This window comes from Pedobacter frigiditerrae, from assembly GCF_004331645.1.
GTDB classification, from domain to species: Bacteria; Bacteroidota; Bacteroidia; order Sphingobacteriales; family Sphingobacteriaceae; genus Pedobacter; species Pedobacter frigiditerrae.
In genome coordinates, this window is record NZ_SJSK01000005.1 from 243,099 (window position 1) to 261,068 (window position 17,970).

The 17,970-nt window shown below is 37.6% G+C and carries 11 protein-coding genes; 6 read left to right on the plus strand and 5 right to left on the minus strand.

Features of this window, described 5'->3' with window-relative positions; genetic code table 11:
- Positions 1–130 precede the first annotated feature (130 nt).
- The 4 genes from EZ428_RS18665 to EZ428_RS18680 form a co-directional block, all read right to left on the minus strand.
- Positions 131–472 (minus strand): hypothetical protein, encoded by a 342-nt coding sequence (locus EZ428_RS18665; RefSeq protein WP_131554721.1) that lies wholly within the window; start codon positions 470–472, stop codon positions 131–133.
- A 174-nt stretch (positions 473–646) separates the two neighbouring features.
- Positions 647–955, minus strand: a complete 309-nt coding sequence (locus EZ428_RS18670) for a hypothetical protein (protein ID WP_131554722.1) — start codon at positions 953–955, stop codon at positions 647–649.
- Between the two features lie 436 nt (positions 956–1,391).
- Positions 1,392–1,601 (minus strand): DUF6965 family protein, encoded by a 210-nt coding sequence (locus tag EZ428_RS24380; RefSeq protein WP_131554723.1) that lies wholly within the window; start codon positions 1,599–1,601, stop codon positions 1,392–1,394.
- Between the two features lie 197 nt (positions 1,602–1,798).
- On the minus strand, positions 1,799–2,257 hold the full coding sequence (locus tag EZ428_RS18680) for a PA2169 family four-helix-bundle protein (RefSeq protein ID WP_131554724.1): 459 nt from the start codon (positions 2,255–2,257) through the stop codon (positions 1,799–1,801).
- A 328-nt stretch (positions 2,258–2,585) separates the two neighbouring features.
- On the opposite strand from EZ428_RS18680, the gene EZ428_RS18685 reads away from it, so the two are divergent.
- The 6 genes from EZ428_RS18685 (at position 2,586) to EZ428_RS18710 (ending at position 17,329) form a co-directional block, all read left to right on the plus strand.
- Positions 2,586–2,987, plus strand: coding sequence for a hypothetical protein (locus EZ428_RS18685; RefSeq protein ID WP_131554725.1), 402 nt, complete (start codon positions 2,586–2,588; stop codon positions 2,985–2,987).
- Positions 2,988–3,095: 108 nt separating this feature from the next.
- A complete protein-coding gene (locus EZ428_RS18690; RefSeq protein ID WP_131554726.1) occupies positions 3,096–5,378 on the plus strand; it encodes a tetratricopeptide repeat-containing sensor histidine kinase in 2,283 nt (760 codons plus the stop codon).
- Between the two features lie 241 nt (positions 5,379–5,619).
- Positions 5,620–7,290 (plus strand): hypothetical protein, encoded by a 1,671-nt coding sequence (locus tag EZ428_RS18695; RefSeq protein WP_131554727.1) that lies wholly within the window; start codon positions 5,620–5,622, stop codon positions 7,288–7,290.
- Between the two features lie 4 nt (positions 7,291–7,294).
- A complete protein-coding gene (locus EZ428_RS18700; RefSeq protein WP_131554728.1) occupies positions 7,295–14,536 on the plus strand; it encodes a carboxypeptidase-like regulatory domain-containing protein in 7,242 nt (2,413 codons plus the stop codon).
- A gap of 18 nt (positions 14,537–14,554) precedes the next feature.
- Positions 14,555–16,537 (plus strand): fibronectin type III domain-containing protein, encoded by a 1,983-nt coding sequence (locus EZ428_RS18705; RefSeq protein WP_131554729.1) that lies wholly within the window; start codon positions 14,555–14,557, stop codon positions 16,535–16,537.
- A gap of 69 nt (positions 16,538–16,606) precedes the next feature.
- On the plus strand, positions 16,607–17,329 hold the full coding sequence (locus EZ428_RS18710) for a LytR/AlgR family response regulator transcription factor (protein ID WP_131554730.1): 723 nt from the start codon (positions 16,607–16,609) through the stop codon (positions 17,327–17,329).
- A gap of 226 nt (positions 17,330–17,555) precedes the next feature.
- Here EZ428_RS18710 and EZ428_RS18715 read toward each other — a convergent pair whose 3' ends face one another.
- Complete coding sequence (locus EZ428_RS18715; RefSeq protein ID WP_131554731.1) at positions 17,556–17,927, minus strand: VOC family protein; 372 nt, start codon at positions 17,925–17,927, stop codon at positions 17,556–17,558.
- Positions 17,928–17,970: the final 43 nt, after the last annotated feature.

Below are 17,970 nucleotides of genomic sequence, written 5' to 3' on the forward strand. Positions count from 1 at the left end.
TGAGTTAGCCTCATCCCAGTTCTTATAAATAAAGAAGACATAGGCTCCTAGCAATACGACTATACCAAGTGGAATTGACATCGTATAAATAAATTAGAAATAAAGTCTGAAGTTTAGGAGGATTTTAAATCTACTTGATCTGCTTAACCTCATTCACAACAATCTGCGGCCTATCATTATACAAAACCAATTTACCAGTAACACACACCCTTTTGTACAAATAAGTCTTTTCAGGCTCAGTAAACTTTCCAAGGTCCGCCTTATAAATGACCACAGTCAACAATTGCTTTGGAAAAGCAGCACCCAGATTAATTAAGGTTAAACCATTCAATGCCCTAGTCGTATACACAGAATCACAAATGGTTACCGAATCACCAATGTGTTTAGCCACATCCTTGATATCAATTTTAGTTTGGCTTTTTGCAGCCAGGCAAATAAATAACAATAAAGCTAGAGATGATAATTTTTTCATGATTGAAGGTAATGAAATTAATTAAGCTAGAGATTAGATTCAACTAGCAGTTTAAAAGCTAACAATCGATCTAGCAAAGGCTTGTTAATGTTTTTAATTTGGTTCTTTCTAAATTGAAAATGGCTTTCGAGAAAAAGGATAAATCATTAATCTTAGGCCCTTTCCTTTATATAGCTAATAACCAAAGTGAATGATCTCACCACCTTTCTTCTTTAACTCGATCCATTTCCTGCCTTTTAATTTAAATATACTATCCCCCACTTCTATCTGATGTTTAAAATTCTCAGTGACACCTAAGTAAAACTCTTTACCATTGACTTTAATTGTTGGTGCATCTTTAAAATCATAGCCCACTTGTTGGACCTTACCATCAAATGCCATAGACATAAAATCACTCCGATCCGATACCGAACGATAAATTGAAACTGTTAAAACTATTCCAATAGCAATGGCAATAAATACCATTTTTCTTTTATCAATCATTTTTAATCATAAATTTAACACACTCCGGGCGAGCATCCTGAATAAACTTAAACCAAAATACAATAAATTAATCTAATTAGGATATGACTTAAATTCACTATATGTGTGATATAAAAATAAAAGAATTTACTGAATCAGTAACACAAACCTTTTTATTTAAGTAAGTTCTTTCTACTCGGCAAATTTAGCTAGGTCTGTTTCGTAAATTACCACAGTTAACAATTGCTTTGGAAAAGCAGCGCCAAATTAATCAAGGTTAAACCATTCAATGCCCTAGTGGTATACACAGAATCGCAAATGGTTACCGTATCGCCAATGTGTTTAGCCACATCCTTGATATCAATTTTAGTTTAGCTTTTGGCAGCCAGGCAAATCAATAACAATAAAGCCAGAGATGATAATTTTTTCATGATTGAAGGTAATCAAATTACGCTTATTAAAGATTAGATTCTATTAACAGCTTAAAGGCTAACAAGCGATCTAATAATGGCTCATTAATATTTGTAATGGGATTATTTCTTAATGGAGAAAAATGGCTTTCGAGAAATTGGCTTACGTCATTAATCTTAGTGGCTGGGTTTAAGTAGAGCGGTGCCGCCGGGAGCTCCACGCTCTTAAACCATTGTTCTAGTTCGGGGATTGTCATGTTACAAAATTAAATGATTTTCTTAACTGCTTTTGTAAAATCTATCAACAACGATTGAAAATATACCCATAATATTCGATAAATTCACTTACCTAAATTAGCACCAAAACAAAAAAAGAGCGAGCACCAAATTGGTTAACTCGCTCTTAAAGAATTCAGCACCCAATCGTCGTGCCTGTAATAATGTAAATAGAGGCCTATCTATCCTTATATTTCTGTTCCAGCACTTCTATTTCCTTCAATGCCTCTGCAATACCGTTACGTTGCGTGGTTAGCAAATCCAAATGGTCGCTATGCAATTCATTATCCTTAATCGCCATGTCGTATTTTTCTAGCGCAGCCTTTTCTCCCGTTACCACCGCACCTAAAACAGCCGTTTCGCTTTGATCGGTCAAGGCTTCCTTGATATCGATCCAGGTACGGTGTATGGCACCCAGGATACCACCCTCTTCATTTTCAGAGTGCCCGCCATGCTTGGCAAGGTGAGATTTCAATTCATTTTCATATAAGGCCCTTTCGGCAACATACTTTAAAAAAACTGCTTTCAATTCTACATTATCGGTAGATTCTGCTGCTGATTGGTAACCTTCCTTACCATCGTTGATGATGGATACTAAACCTTTTAGGTCTGATATAATTTCTTGATTGTTTTCCATGATAAATTGTTTTTTTTATACAAACCCACAAACAGCGCTAATGTTTCAACAATCGCACAACCATCAAAGACATACCATAAGCAATGCCAGCAACAGCCAAACCATCCTATCTAGATTTTGAAATTGACAGTTATCCTTGGAAAAAGGTCATTGATTAAGCTTTTAAAGGGCTCAACGGATAAGGGAGGTGACCACCCCCCCTACTTACCCTTTCCCGGTCAGGTGAGAAATCTGCACCACCTACCGGTGAGAACAAGCGTTCCCCGGGTTAGAGACCACGCAACAAAGGAGATATTTTCAGGTGGCTGGAATTTTAAAATAAAATCAGATGAGGCAATTGAGTTTTTTTACGGAAGCTGGGCAAAGTGCCAGATTACCCATTGAGGTCTTAGCATACCATCCAACTATTATTGAAGATAGCTTGGGCCATGAATTAATTGATGCCGTACCTGCCGCGGTAAGGTTGCCAGCCTGGAAAACATCACTTCTTGCTGCTGCTGCCATAATAGGCAATCATTTGATCACGAAAATTTATCTCGTAAAAATCCTGAGGCTGGGCAAAAACTCTGATTACAGGGCAATTGCCAGACTGTTTCTCCCCTTAGTTCAATGGCAACCGAGTTTTCCATTAAAAACCCCAAGCAATCCCCTTCCCTGCCATAACAGATCTCAACGGCACCGACCTTCGGGTAGAGGCTGGAAGGTAATTTATAGGTTGAGATCTATTTAAAAGTGCTGGGTCTAAAGTTGTATTGCTCTTGCATTTTTATATATTTGACAGATATCTCTCTCAATTACAATACACTCCGAATATTTAATCTTTATATAGAGCGTAAATATGTTACCAAAAGAAACTAAATTTCCGAATGTTTTTTCAAGCCCATCAAGGTTACGCTTTACCTTCTTTATAGTTCTCTTTTTACTAAGTCCAGATTTTGTTAAAGCACAAAACAAACAAATTGACTCCATTGCCAAGCTCATTAAATTGCATCCAAACGAAGATGATGAAAGAGCTACACTTCTTTTTGCCCAATCTGTTAACTTCATTAGTCTAGACCCTAAAAAAAGTTTAGATTATGCCAATCAGATTTTAGCATTTCAACAAAAAATAAAGAAAAAAATGATAATTTCTGGCGTATATAGGCTAAAGGGAATTTGTCAGTATTATCTATCTTCCTATCCAGATGCTTTGTCTTCAATAAATACCGCACTTCGCATAGATAAAGAGATAAACCATGCCTTTGGAATTGCAAGTAATTTCTCATTTATTGCAATGATTCACCTTGCCAGGTCTGATTTTTATGAAGCGCTCAATCATTACCAGCAGTCTATCAAAATTTTTGAAACCTTAAAAGGACATGAAATAGATGTAGCCAAGCTATATTCGAACATAGGAATTGTTCACATTGAGATGCGTGACTATCCAAAGGCCTTAAGTATCTTTAATAAGAACCTTGATATTTTAAGAAAACTGAAAAGTAAAAGTGGTGAAGCAGCTGCACTAACTAATATAGGGGTAATCTATAGCAAACAGAATGACCAACAAAGTGCTATAAAATACAGTGAAATGGCACGTAACATCAGCGATTCTATAGCTGACAAAAATGGTTATGCCCGAGAAACTGGAAACTTGGCTGGTTATTACAGTAAAATGGGCAAATATGATTTGGCTTTAGCGTATGGCCTAAAGGCAATTGAATTGAACAAAGCCATTAGCAACACCAAAAGCATTGGTTATAACTTGCAAAACGTGTCAGAGGCCTATCATAAAAAAGGCAACTACCAGCAGGCTAAAACTTATGGGTTAAGCTCATTGAAGATAGGAAAAGAATTAAAAATAATTGAGATACAACGAGATGCGAGCGAAGGTTTAAGTAAAGTTTATGAAAGCCTAAAAATTCCAGATAGCGCCTTATTTTATTTTAAGCAATTCACCGTTTTAGCAGACAGCATAACCAACATCAAAAAAATAGAAGAGATCACCAGACTTGGACTTCAATATGACTTTGATAAAAAAGAAACGGTTTACAAGCAAAACCAACAATTAACAGAAGAACAGTTAAAACAGCAAAAACTACAATTAGCGCTTAATACAGCAGAATTGCAAAGAGGATTACAATTAAGAGACCTCCAACAGGCACAATTGGAAAATGAAAAGTTATTGGTGGCAGAAAATCAGAAACAACTGATCATTTCCAAAAACAATGAGAAGCTACAAGCAAATAAGGTAAAATCTCTATCTCAGGAACAAAAATTGAATAAGTTAGAACTAAGCCAGCTTTGGCTATACGGAATTTTAGCAGTTGTTGTGCTAATCTCTATTTTAGTGTTTTTGATGAGTTGGTATCGCATTAGGCAATTACGATTTAAAAACACGCTGGCTAGTCAACAAGCTAAACAAAACGAACTTAACTTAACCTATCAATATCAATTATCTGAGAGTGAGTTAAAGGCGATACGTTCCCAGATGAATCCTCATTTTATTTTCAATGTGCTTAACTCCATAGAATCCTATATCATGGATAATGATAAAAAGACTGCCTCTCGCCTGATACAAAAATTCGCATCTTTAAGCAGGTTAATATTAGAAAATTCCACAAAAAGCTTAGTTACCGCAGACAAGGAATGGAAAACGCTAATGTTGTACACTGAGCTTGAAGCCATGCGTTATAACAATTCCTTTAGCTATCAGTTTATAGTAGAGGAAAGTGTGCAACTTCAAACGCTTTTGGTACCTCCAATGTTAGTTCAGCCCTTAATAGAAAACGCAATTTTACATGGTCTGATAACCAGCAATAGAACAGATGCAAAGCTAACCGTGGAGTTAAAAAAATCTGCCAAGGGCATTTGCATTACTGTTACTGACAATGGAACCGGATTAAAGCAGCCTTCAAAACCATTGCACCTAAATACTGCCAAAGAGAAATCTATGGGACTAGAATCGATAAGGGAAAGAATAGAAATCATTAATCAACAACATCAAGGCGCCGCATCATTCGATTTTAAGAGCGGTTTAAATAACGAAGGTTCCATAGCTCAACTATGCTTACCATTATTTAAACATAGTGGATACGAAAAATCAGCTAATAAAACTTCTACAAAGCCAGAATTAGTCAATTAAACCGTCTCTATAAACCAGCGGTTAACTAGCTAACCACCAACAACTAAACAGCTAAACCTCATCATCTCCGCAACTCAACGCCTAAACCTACTCACTATGCGGTAGGCTTCACTCACTCAAAAGGTCACTTCACTCATTAGCATAAATCTGCTTTATCATTTTCGCTTATTTAGATTTTAATTGAAAAAACAAAATCATGAATATAGCACAGCGATCGCTCTCAAGGATATGTTGCCTGCTCATGGCATTAATGTTTGTTGGATTTGTAAAGGCACAAGATTTTTCAAATATCAAACAGGCTAAACCTTTTTCTTATTCGGGCACAATCGAAGCCAGGGGGATGTTTTACAATGCCAGTGGAATCCAAAACCGTAGGCAGCCTACTTCATATCTTTTAAGTGGTAGTCCAACGTTTGATATTTATGGTTTTCAAATACCGGTAAGCTTTAATGTGAGCGAAGCTGATAGGTCTTTTAGGCAACCGTTCAATCAATTTGGGATGAGCCCAACCTATAAATGGATAACCTTGCATGCCGGCTATAGAAATCTTTCCTTTTCGCCTTATACCCTTGGTGGGCACACCATGCTCGGCGCAGGTTTCGAGCTAAACCCAGGTAAGTTAAGGCTAGGTTTTATGTATGGCCGATTGAATAAAGCAACAACAATAGACACAACTTCTCAATCTCTTGTTCCTTTTAGTTTTTCCAGAAAAGGTTATGCAGCTAAACTTGGTTATGGAACAGATCGCAACTTTTTCGAATTTAGTTACTTGAGCGCACAGGATGGAGCCAATACGAAACCCGAAAACCTGCCAACTGCCTTAAACATTATTTCGCCAGCAAAAAATGATGTTGGTGGTTATGCATTTAAGTTTACATTTTTCAAAAACATCTTTATTGAAAGTACTGGAGCAATAAGCTTATATACTTCAGACATTAATTCTCCCTTAAAGATAGATTCTGTTTCAAATGATTTCCTCAAAAAGGTTGATGGACTTTTCGGCATTAATGCAACCAGCGAATATTATACGGCATTCTCTGGGTCTGTGGGTTACCGAAACAGAAAATTTGGCTTAAAGGTAAGCTATAAACGTATAGACCCAGAATTTAAAACAATGGGGGCTTATTTTTTTAACTCCGATTTAGAAAATTGGACGGTCAATCCAAATTTCACGATCCTAAAAGGAAAAATAAGATTTAGTGGGAGTTTGGGCATTCAGCATGACAACCTTAAAAAACAGAAAAGAGCAGAGAATAAGCGAATCATCGGTTCTGCAAATGCAGGATTTGACCTCACCAAATCGCTTGGCATTGACCTAATTTATACCAATTTCTCAGATAACCAAAGAGCACAAACCGCCTTGTTTGCAGATTCGTTAAGAATTGTTCAAACTACGCAAACTATCGGCTTTATGCCTAGGTATTATTTGGTAAAACCAAATGCCATGCATGTTTTTTCTGGCGCTATAAACATAAGCAACCTGAACGATTACAATAATTTACTAAGTGATGCTGGTCCTTCAAGAAATATCAGCACGCAACAGTATTTCATGAATTATAACATCACCTTCCCTAAAAAGCAGCTGAGCCTGTTTGTAAACCTTAACAATACACAGCTTACCGGACAGGGTTTAGAAAATAGCTTTACTGGACTTACCCTGGGCGGCAACTCCAGCTTCTTGAAGCAAAAGCTACAAACTGGTATTAACTGTACGTTTACCACAACAGACAGTAACACTGGCGATGATAATTTCATCATTAATGCCAATGGCAATTTAGGTTATCTGGTTAGCAAAAAGCAGCGACTTGGCTTTAACCTTTTTGTTACCAATAATAAAACCAGCGCCATCAACTTATTAAGATCAAACTTTACAGAAACCCGAGCAGAACTAAGCTATCAATTTAAATTTTAATGCCATGAAAACAATTAGACTATATATTTTATCAGTAATTAGTTTGCTTTTCCTGTTTCAAATGAATGCTTTTGGACAGGTTAATGTTTCCATTCAGATTTTACCTCCCTACCCCACTAAGTTTACAGATTATGCCTCCAAGCCACAGCAGGTTTTAATTACAGTAACCAATACCTCTACAACTACACAAAGAATACAATTAAGAGGTTCGGTAACGGGAGACAATGGGGTAAGCATTAGGTCAAAAATGAGCTATAAGAGCACTACTGCAATAGAATTGGGCGCTGGACAAGCAAGAAACTTGAACGGAAATGACATTGCTTATTTTTTCGATTATACCAATTTACAATATACAGGAATAACCCAATCACAATTTATCAATATTGGCGGATTACCTGAAGGCTCGTACCAATTCTGCCTACGAGCTTATAATTATGATACCAATGAACCATTAAGCGCAGAAGAACCAGCTGGATGTAGCAATACCTTTAGCATTAGCAGTTTAGAACCACCAACTATCTTAAGTCCGATGAGTGAACAAACGATTCAGTCTGGACCCGGTCAGGTTTTTTCCATTCGCTGGAGCACGCCAGTTGGCACACCTCCGGGTATACAGTACCGGATTAGGATGGTAGAAATCTTAGGGAATAAAAATCCGAATGATGCAATAATGACTGCCACACAGCCTTACTTTTTCGAAAAGGAGGTGATGACAAACATGTACGTGTACAGCCCGGCAGACCCACAACTAACCCCTGGCAGAAATTATGCCTTGATGGTAGAGGCTTTTGACCCTTTTAACACCGTGGCATTTAGAAATAAAGGCAAAAGTGAAGTAATCATGTTTACTTATGGGAAAAACGATTACATCCCACAAGATGTGGTAGTAGTAAAAAAAGACAGCCTGGCCAAAAGAACCACCGTAATTACAGGAAACTTAAAATATCGGTTTAACGATGCCTCAGAAAGTGGTGTGTTTGCATTGAGCAATACAAAGGTGTATCTAGAAAAGGTATATGTAAATATCACTACCGATAGTTTAAATGGCACGACTTACAAACCCATAAACGGTTTTATATCTGCTAAAATTCCATTTCTTACAGACCCAATGGATGGAGTGATTGCCCAAACCGATAAAAACGGCAATTTTGAAATGAAGGTTGGATTAACGGTATTGGACAGTGCTGGCTTGTTGACTAACTATCATAAAGATTTATTGGGCATTAACCAGGTTAAATCATCTAGCCGCAACATGGCTTCCTTCAACACGGCAACCATTGGTGTCATGTATCGCCTTAAAATCTCCAATCCACATTTTAAGGATTACAGCGAGTTATTACGCATCATACCAGGAGACACCATCAATTTACAACAAAAGGTAGTTGATGCAAATAGCTACCAATTGAACTTGAATGTTGCAGCTGCATTTAATGGCTTAAAGGGCAAGTTTGTTTCAAATGCCAAAGTACGTATCTACAGGCTCAAAACGGATAAGACTAATCGTCAGCTATCAATTCCTTTATTTGAAGGAAATCTTTTAGACAGTGCCAAAAATTGGAAAGAGTATGGCGATAAGGTGCTTATTGCCGAAGCATTTACCCCTTCTCCAGATTCGCTTGTTTCAAATAATCAAGCTAACCCAAAACCATTTACGGTTACCTTTAAAAGGTTGTTCAGAAACATTGCCCAAGAAGGTTATCATTATCTAATTTCACTAGAAGATGGCGAAAAGGTGATCATTCAGAAATCTTTTGATGAACTTTCAGGTTATAAAAGTAGCGTAAAATCATTAGCATCAAAATCCGTAACTAATAATCCAGGTAAACAAACATGGACAGACTTCGCCTATAATCAGCCTTTAGACACAGCGTACCTTACCTTACTTAAAGAAGAAACTGCTTCACCAAGGTCAAAAGTTACGGGTACTTTAAAATATGCGTTTAAATATTATGCAGGGATACCTAACCAGCCTTATGCAAATATGCCGGTTTCACTAAGGTCATCTAGCGATTTAAAAAGCGTATTGGCAACAACGGTAACCGATGAAAAAGGCAGATTCGTGTTTGATTTTGCAAATGTAGACAGTATTTATAATGATACCTTTTCTATAGCTGGTCGTGGTACAATTGTCACACCAGACAGAGTGTATCATGTAGTTCCAGAAGTTAAGTATTACGCCATACCAGACAATAAAATTGTGGTGCAGCCATGGGCGAGTTATGATTGTGGCGAATTGCTAAGCCTGGTACAAACCTATAGCCTTAAAGTTAATGCCCAGGGAGAAGGATACAGGGAAGGGTCTTACGGCAAAGTAGGAATAGCCGGTAGTAAAATACCAGACGTACCCACCGTATACGATAACATGAGCCAAGCAGAGGTATTGGTATTGAGATACTCACCAGATGCCTACAAGAGCCAAATCCCCAACCTAGTTGGAATGAACACAACCAAGGAGGTAATTTTTGATGGAGCAAATGCATCTACCAATAATTATAGAGCAGCTGGAGCTTTACCAAACAACATGGGCAATACAGTTTACCAAGCTAACCTGGTAAATGGCGAAACAGAGAGCCGTGGCAATAAATTTACCCTTTTAAGAACACTGTATACAGAAGCAAATGGAAGTACGGTAACCATCAAGGGACTTATCCCAAGCATAGACATCAATAAAGATAATTATCAAATAAGAGTGGGCAGTGCCGATAGGGTGTCAAATAGTGTGGCTTATGAAACTTCGATGTTTGATTATCCTTATCACCTTATTAAAAAAGTAATTGAGTTACCACAAATAAAAAAAGAATTAAATGTGGCCGAAATGATACAAAGGGAAAAGGATATGGTTACCAATCCTGATTATGGCTATAGAGGAATGGACCCAGGAGGTGCAATGATAAACTCAGGCATAACCGCAAAAGATATGACAAATGTAAACCAAGGCTTAATAAAGGCAGCCGGTGGTTTAAAAGTAGCTGTACCAAAAGCAATGGGAGCTGGAAAAGTTGGCTTAAGCTTTAACAATTTCGTGGGAAATGTGAATGACCAAAGCTGGAAAAAACTAGGCGATTATTTAAAGCAACAACCAATATATACGACGACAACTGTACAAAAAAAGAAGAGCGACATCAATACTGTTGGCCCGGTAATTACAAGTACGGATTTAATATTCAACAGCCAATTGCCTGCGCAAGAACCAGCATATGAAGAATTAACAAAGGTTTATAAAAAAGAATGGCGAATAGCTGGTAGAGTTGTAGATGGGGCTAGCAAGCTCGGAGTTTCAAATGTAAGCATTGGCATAAGTTATAAAGAAACAACAGGCTTACATAAAGGCACAACCTATTTCGAAAAATCTATTTTTTCTAATGATAATGGAGATTTTGTAATAACCGCAGCAGACCTTAGTAAACCTGCCGTTTACTACAACGATAAAGACATTCAGGTTTCGATCTATAAGTCTGGTTATGAAGCCATTTACAAGCAAATTGGCATAATGACCAAAGGCAAGCAAGTTTATGAGCCACAAATCATACTAGAACCCTCTGCAAAAGGTATGTATGGATATGTTGTAGAAAAAGGTGATGTGGCAAGGCCCGTAGTTGCAAGGGTAAAAATGCTTGACAATGGTGTTTGGGTCAATACAGAATTAAATGTTTACAATGGTTCTAGTTTAGGTAATAGACCTGATATTAAAGCTGTACAACAGTTTAAAATGGATTTGCCCAATTCAAGGGTAAAGCTCATGATCATGCCTTATGATAGAGCTTACATTACTCGCGAAGTTGAAGTTCAAGTTGATAAAAACAATAAATTTTTAGGAACATTTGAATTGGCTAAAAGAGTTCATAAAATAAACATTACGGTAAGTTTAAGAAATTCTAAAGATTTATTAGTCCCAGCGGTTGTTACTTTGGTAGAAAACGGATTAAAGGACACCATAAACGTAGGTACAAGCGGCCCAACGGCCTATTTTGAATTTGTAAACAACGCAACAAAAAACTATACTTTCCATGTTAAACCGTTAAACACTAACCTTGTCGCGGGAAGAAGAATGTTTGTACCTACCACACTAACTATTCCTGACGAAGATGATGGGACAGCAAAAAATCACGACTTATACGTTTCGCCAGGAAAAGCTATTACGGGCAACGTAACCTTTGATGATGGCAAAGCAGTTGCAAGTGCAAAGGTATTTTTAGAAACCGGTTCTGGGGCAGCAACTGAAAACTTCACAAGAACAGACGACAATGGGAATTACATCCTGGTTTTACCTTTGGCTGGCTCAAATCAATATAATATCAGGGCAAGTTACTTTGAGGAGGAACAGACCTATATTTCAGGTGAAAAATCAATAGATTCATTAGGCACCGTTGCAAATCTTATCATTAAAAAAGTTAATAACATTGATGTAAGTAAACTATTTGGCTTTAAAGCATTGGTTAGTACTTTAATAGATGAAGGCAATGGCATTTACACCGTTAGTGGAGAACTGTATGATTTGCCCACAAATAAAAACTTTGGTCTAGGCGAAAACGTATTGAACCGCAATCTTTCCTTCAATGCTGTAAAAATTAAATTATCCGGTCTTAAAAATAAGAACAATGTTCCGATCGCGGTTCCAGTAGAAAATAATATGCCAACAGACAACCGAGAGCTGGCCATAAAGGTTAATAACTCATTCAATGGAATAATGCATGGAGAGACTGATAAAATAACCTTAACTAAAACAACTTCAGATACCACAGGAACGATTAAGGCAAAAGTTCGAATCCTCGATAATTCATTTGAATTCCCAAGTAGTTACATGCGCATGGAAAGCACCGATTTTTATTTAGGTGTACAAAATGGAGCTGAAGCAATGCCGGTTTTTTCATCAGCACAAAACATTCAGCCTATAGATAAATTCTTGTTAACCAATACCCAGGGACAACCCATAGCATTTAGGTACTTGGGCTTTAAAGGAGTAGCTGATATTGAAGGAGCCCGAGCCAGTAATTTAAAGGGAGAAAAGATAAGTCTATTCTTAAATTTAAGCACGATCCTTCCCGGGAAAATACCTTTAACACTTAAAGCTGGGATGGCTGAGATTTCTAAGGGAGGTATTGGCAAAATCATCAATACAGATACCATTAGCTTTAAGTTAGAAAACTGGACTGTTAAGACAATGACTTCTACTGCTGGTGGCAACAGCAGCACCTGGGAACTTTCTCCATCTTCTGGTGGCTTAGTGCTTAAAAAAGGTGAAATCTTAACTGGGAAATTGAATATCCCATTCACTAACATGAAGATTTTGCCTTCAGAAGAAAGCTTTGCTGGGGATTTAGTGTGTTCTGACATTAAAAGTACGGGAGCGGTATTTACCGTTGGTGGCATTGCCAAGTTAAGAACCAAGAATGGTGCCCAATCCATGTTTATTTACGACCCAGGTGTTGGTCGTGACGGCGCAGGACATTACAAGGTTTCTGTTACCGCTGCCAATTATAACGATTATGCAGCTTCATTCTCGGGTTTGGATGGAATGACAAACCCAAAGGATGAGTTTAAAATCCAGATCATCAGCATGCTGAGTAATAGTGAAGAACTGTTCAGCTTTGTAAACAATCAAAGTATCACCTATTATAATCAAATTAAATTTACTCCCCAAACCCTATCTACTACTTCCCAAAACAGTTTAAGCATTGCGGGAACATTTGACTTAGGTATTCCAAGTTTAAATAGCAGGTTTTTTGAGAATTTGCTCTATGTTAAAAACGGAATAAAGAACAAGGTAACAATGCCAGTATTTAATTTCAGCTTTTTGGGCAAGGGTGGGGTTAAGTTTACATCAAGCACCAAAAAAGAGTCGCAAATTATTAATGCAAAAGGATTTGTGATTGCAGGTAACATGGAATTACCCGGTGGCGTAAGAATTAACGGAGGAAAGTTAATTTCTATGGTTAGCAAAGGTGGTCAATCACTAATTGATGCAAGTGGTGAAATAGCAGGTTTGTTGCCACCGGGTGTTGCTGGCGATATTGAAAGACAGATTGATGTTGTTTTTGGAGGGAGAGAAAACATAGAAAAATACTTTGATGATGTAAAGGATAATTTGGAAGCCAGTATTAAAGCAGCAAAAGACGAGTTGCTTAATCAGGCTGAAGAAGCTGTTAAAAATGAGGTGACAAAATTAATCCCTATGGGAACAGATGTAGCTAAAGGTGCATTGGGAGAATTAGCTGGCGTTTGGAAACTAGGTGATCAAACCCTTAAACAAGGGCAGGCTGTTGCACAAGCCATAAAGGAGGGTAATTACATGAAGCTAGCTGGTATGATGAGAAATATACCAGGTATAAATACAGCAATAGAAGACCTTAAAAATAAAGTGCAGTTAGAAGCAATGAATGCATTAACTGCCGCCCAGGACAAGTTGCCAGATTTACAGGACGTACCTGTAACCGGCGATGGATTTGAACCGGGAAAATTTGAGTTCGATTTAAAGAATGGAAGAGTTTTTGGCAACATTAGTTTTAAGGCGATTACCTTGGGTGCTGTTGGCCTACGTAATGGTGGTATGGAAATGCTATTTAGTAGAGATGGCTGGTATTTTGCTGCTGGAGCTACCATGGATATTCCTGTTCCCATACTAACTCCATTAAAGGTTGGTATTCTTTTGGGAAGCTATGGTCCAATACCACCTGAAGTAGAAACAAGGGTTACACAAATGGCTCAATCTGTCTCTGGAAAATTGCCTGATGCAGTAAGAAATGGACTAAGTGGGTTCTTTATCGTGGGTGGTAAAACCATTGTTGATGTTGACGTAGCCTTTGGTATTCCGGCTATTGCAGAAATTAAGTTGGTAGCCAGTGCAGGAGCCGAAGTGCGCAACTATGCATTATTTGGCAAAGGTAAATTCACCATGGGATTCGGTGCATTGGTTTATGGAAGGGTATTTTCTAGCGCATCTCTTTTAGGTGTTACGGCCTCTGGTGGTGCAGAACTTAATGCAGCCGTTGCAGCAAAATTTGTGTTTGCCAATGGTAATGCCGCTGCTTGCGTACAGGGTTGCCTATCGGTTAACTTTAGTGTTGAAATTTGTGCACCAATAGCAGGTTGTGCCAGTAAAGAAGCGAGCGTGAGAGCCATGATCAAAGCTGGCATAGGTAATCAGAGTTTAATGAGAAGTGATACGAAATGTACAAATCAAGGGTTTGATTTTTCAATTGATACTGGAACAGCAAGCTGTATCAATAGTCCAGATTTTGATTTTTAAGATTTAAATAGAATAACCATGAAGAATTTAATTTTTATTTGCTACCTGCTTTTATTACCTGGTATTGTGAGCTCACAAACTTCTGCAGATAAACTGCAACCAGAACTTACACCTGCTGGCGTATATTTAAACTTAAAAACTTTTCCCACTAATGGCGAAATAGGTGTAGTAGAACGAGATAAAGGCGAAGGATTTGAGGCAATTGGCACATTAAGCGCCCCAAGTACTCCGGAAATGTTATACCAACGGATGCAGCATCTTTCGCTTCGTTTCCCTGATTATTTTATGGTAACCAATCAATTGTCTAATGTGCTTTGGCAAAACACGTTAAGCGATAAAAAAGAGAATGTGATCAAGGAAGGTATACCCGTGGCTTTGTTAGCATTAGGCATTGCATTTTTAGATACAGCCAAAAATTTACCAGCTCAAACAAAATACAGAATTGCAATGGGCGCACAAAAGTGGGAATCTTCAGTGATCGGTAGCGCCCAGAAAATCGCTATCAACAATCAGATTAAATTTTATAAACTACAACCTGCAGCTGAAGCATTAAGGGCAGAGTGGCGTTTAAAAGTTAATGAACAACCAAAAATATTAATAGTTCAACGCAAGCGACTAGGGATTGATAGCAATTTCGCTGTCCTAAAAACAGATTTAGGCTATGAAAAAACAAAAAAGGGCGATTCGCTTAGTGTTCACCTATCTGACACTACTGTTCTTGGAGGAATTAGTTATGCCTATTTTTTGTCGGGTAAAGATTATTTTGGACGAACCATTACTCGCTCAGACACCATACGCAGCATTGCTGGCAATAGAACAAACGTAAATGCAGTGAATAGATTTACAGCAAAAAAAGCAGTAGATAGTAGCGGCATCCAATTAAACTGGGGTTTGCAGGATAAATTTAGCATTCGGTCCATAAGGGTCTTGAGAAGTGCTTATTACGATAGCACATTTGTTCAGGTTGCGTTACTTACCCCAACAGATACAACTTGGATTGATAAGTCAACTGCGGTTGGAGCAAATTATTATTATCAAATCATTGCACAGGGCGATGATGATTTTGCTTATCCCTCTCCAAGGATATTTGGCTCATTCATTAACAAGCAAAGATTACTCCCTCCTACTAACTTGCATGCCCAAAAATTTGATGGAGGAGCAAAACTAAGCTGGAAATATCATTCTTACATGAATTTGCTTGGTTTTAGAATGTACCGTAGCTTAGGCAATAGTGGGAGTTTTACTGCTGTTTCTGATGTGCTCCCTGCCCATAGAGATTCTCTTACATTTTCATATATCGACAAAGATAAAAATTTAATTGCTGGAGAGTTTTACACTTATGCAGTAGCAGCAATTGGCAGAAACAATGTCGAAAGCCCACTTTCCACTATTGCTCAATTGAATTATGCTGAAAAAAGTAAACCAACTACCCCTTATCAAGTGAGAACGTTAATGTTAAACGATAGTACCGTGTCCATCACTTGGCAGGATTTATCGGCTATTGACCATACCATAAGTGGCTATCATGTATTTAGAAAAGTAATTGGTGTAGATAGCATAAAAGGATTTAAAAAATTAACTAGCCAACCCATCACTGTAGGAAATGAATATTTAGATGCACCTGGCTTAGGTACCATTTGGCAATATGTGGTGCAAGCTGTAAATCAAAGCGACAGCAGTGGCTATAGCCAACCTGTTGTTGTTAAATTTTTAGGTGATAAACCATTACCTCCTGGAAATGTACAGGTTTTTGCACAAAAAAATAGTGTAATTATCAATTGGGATGGTTCACTTATCCCTAACATCGTTACCTATAACATTTACAGGGCATCAGCTTCAACAGCCCCGGTTAAGATCGGTAATGTAACAGCTAATTCTATCCATACTTTCGAGGATAAAAACATGAGCAAAGGCAATTTGTATTTTTACTATGTAACCGCAGAAACCAATGCAAAGGTAGAAAGTGAAAAATCTAGTGAAGTAAGTATTAGGATAAAGTAGTATTAAAAAGGTGATACTAGATTTGCAATGCCGCAATTAATAAACGAAATTTAAACCAAATCCATAAAAATGTTAAAGGCAATCATTCTTGATGATGAAACCAGGGGTAGCAATCTATTGAACCACAAATTGGCAAATTTCGCTGATGTACTGGAAGTTTCCGCAATATTTAACGACCCAATCAAGGCACTTGCAGCAGTAGAAGAAATCAAGCCAAACGTAATTTTCCTGGACGTTGAAATGCCTGGCTTAAACGGATTTCAGTTTTTGGAGAAACTAGGTTCATTTAACTTTGAGGTAATTTTCACCACAGCCTACGACCATTATACACTTGATGCGTTACGCTTAAGTGCATTGGATTATTTATTAAAACCAGTAGATGAAGATGAACTGGAACGAGCTATTCATCGTTTAAGTAAGCGAATTACAGAAAAATCAAACTTCAATCAAGAAAAGACAAAAAAAACTCCACCTAACCGAATGGCACTAACTACTGCAGAAGGTATTTATCTAGTGGATAGAAACAATATTGCAAGGGTAGAAGCCATGAGCAATTATAGTGTCTTCATTTTATCTGACTCTAAAAAAATAGTTGTTTCCAAAACACTAAAGGAATACGAAAATGTACTTGATGATGAGCATTTCATGCGAATTAACAGGTCGGTAATCGTTAACTTAGATTATGTGGTTAAATACAGAAAAGGTGATGGAGGCACACTAGAATTTGCTGATGGTACAGAGATTGAAGTTTCATCACTTAAAAAGGATGAATTGCTGAAGAGATTATTTTAACAGTTGAAAAAAAATCCTTGCATTATATTTTCGTAGCCTTAATCCACCAAACCGCAAATCTAATTACCTTTTCTTAATAAACTTGATACGGATTTCTGGGCAGGCATTTACTAATTCCTACACACTCCCAAATAATGGCTGAGTTTTGGTTGATTTAAAACGTATATTGTTCACCTGCTCCAATCTTTGCGGTAAACCAAGAATAAAGATACGGGAGAACTCCGTATTAACCCATTGAATGGAATCCAACTTTGTTTCCTTCTGTGTCGATAAAAAGTGCAATAAAGCCGTTGCCACCAATAGCAGTTTTCGGTAGCATAACTGTTCCACCGGCACTTTCTACTCTGCCTAATGGAACTGAAAGGTCATTTCCGCCATCTAAGTAAACAGTTGTGCCAGTCATTGCAGGAACAAAGTTTTCACCGCAAGCAATTGCCCCTCCAAATGCACCTTTTTGTGGATCAGACGGTAAATATGCATATTGCATATGAGGATTAGGGTCGTCATGAATTTGAGCATCTAACACTGTAGCATAAAATGCCTTTGCTCTTGCGAAATCTGTTGCCGGGATTTCGAACCAATTTAGCGTATTTACCATGTCTATTAAATTTTAAATTTATTTTGTTTTTACTTTTTTAGTT

What these genes read in the sequence shown, in the direction of transcription:
- EZ428_RS18665 (WP_131554721.1), bottom strand. Translation starts at nt 472, where the DNA reads ATGAAAAAATTATCATCTCTAGCTTTATTGTTATTTATTTGCCTGGCT.
- EZ428_RS18670 (WP_131554722.1), bottom strand. Translation starts at nt 955, where the DNA reads ATGATTGATAAAAGAAAAATGGTATTTATTGCCATTGCTATTGGAATA.
- EZ428_RS24380 (WP_131554723.1), bottom strand. Translation starts at nt 1,601, where the DNA reads ATGACAATCCCCGAACTAGAACAATGGTTTAAGAGCGTGGAGCTCCCG.
- EZ428_RS18680 (WP_131554724.1), bottom strand. Translation starts at nt 2,257, where the DNA reads ATGGAAAACAATCAAGAAATTATATCAGACCTAAAAGGTTTAGTATCC.
- EZ428_RS18685 (WP_131554725.1), top strand. Translation starts at nt 2,586, where the DNA reads ATGAGGCAATTGAGTTTTTTTACGGAAGCTGGGCAAAGTGCCAGATTA.
- EZ428_RS18690 (WP_131554726.1), top strand. Translation starts at nt 3,096, where the DNA reads ATGTTACCAAAAGAAACTAAATTTCCGAATGTTTTTTCAAGCCCATCA.
- EZ428_RS18695 (WP_131554727.1), top strand. Translation starts at nt 5,620, where the DNA reads ATGGCATTAATGTTTGTTGGATTTGTAAAGGCACAAGATTTTTCAAAT.
- EZ428_RS18700 (WP_131554728.1), top strand. Translation starts at nt 7,295, where the DNA reads ATGAAAACAATTAGACTATATATTTTATCAGTAATTAGTTTGCTTTTC.
- EZ428_RS18705 (WP_131554729.1), top strand. Translation starts at nt 14,555, where the DNA reads ATGAAGAATTTAATTTTTATTTGCTACCTGCTTTTATTACCTGGTATT.
- EZ428_RS18710 (WP_131554730.1), top strand. Translation starts at nt 16,607, where the DNA reads ATGTTAAAGGCAATCATTCTTGATGATGAAACCAGGGGTAGCAATCTA.
- EZ428_RS18715 (WP_131554731.1), bottom strand. Translation starts at nt 17,927, where the DNA reads ATGGTAAATACGCTAAATTGGTTCGAAATCCCGGCAACAGATTTCGCA.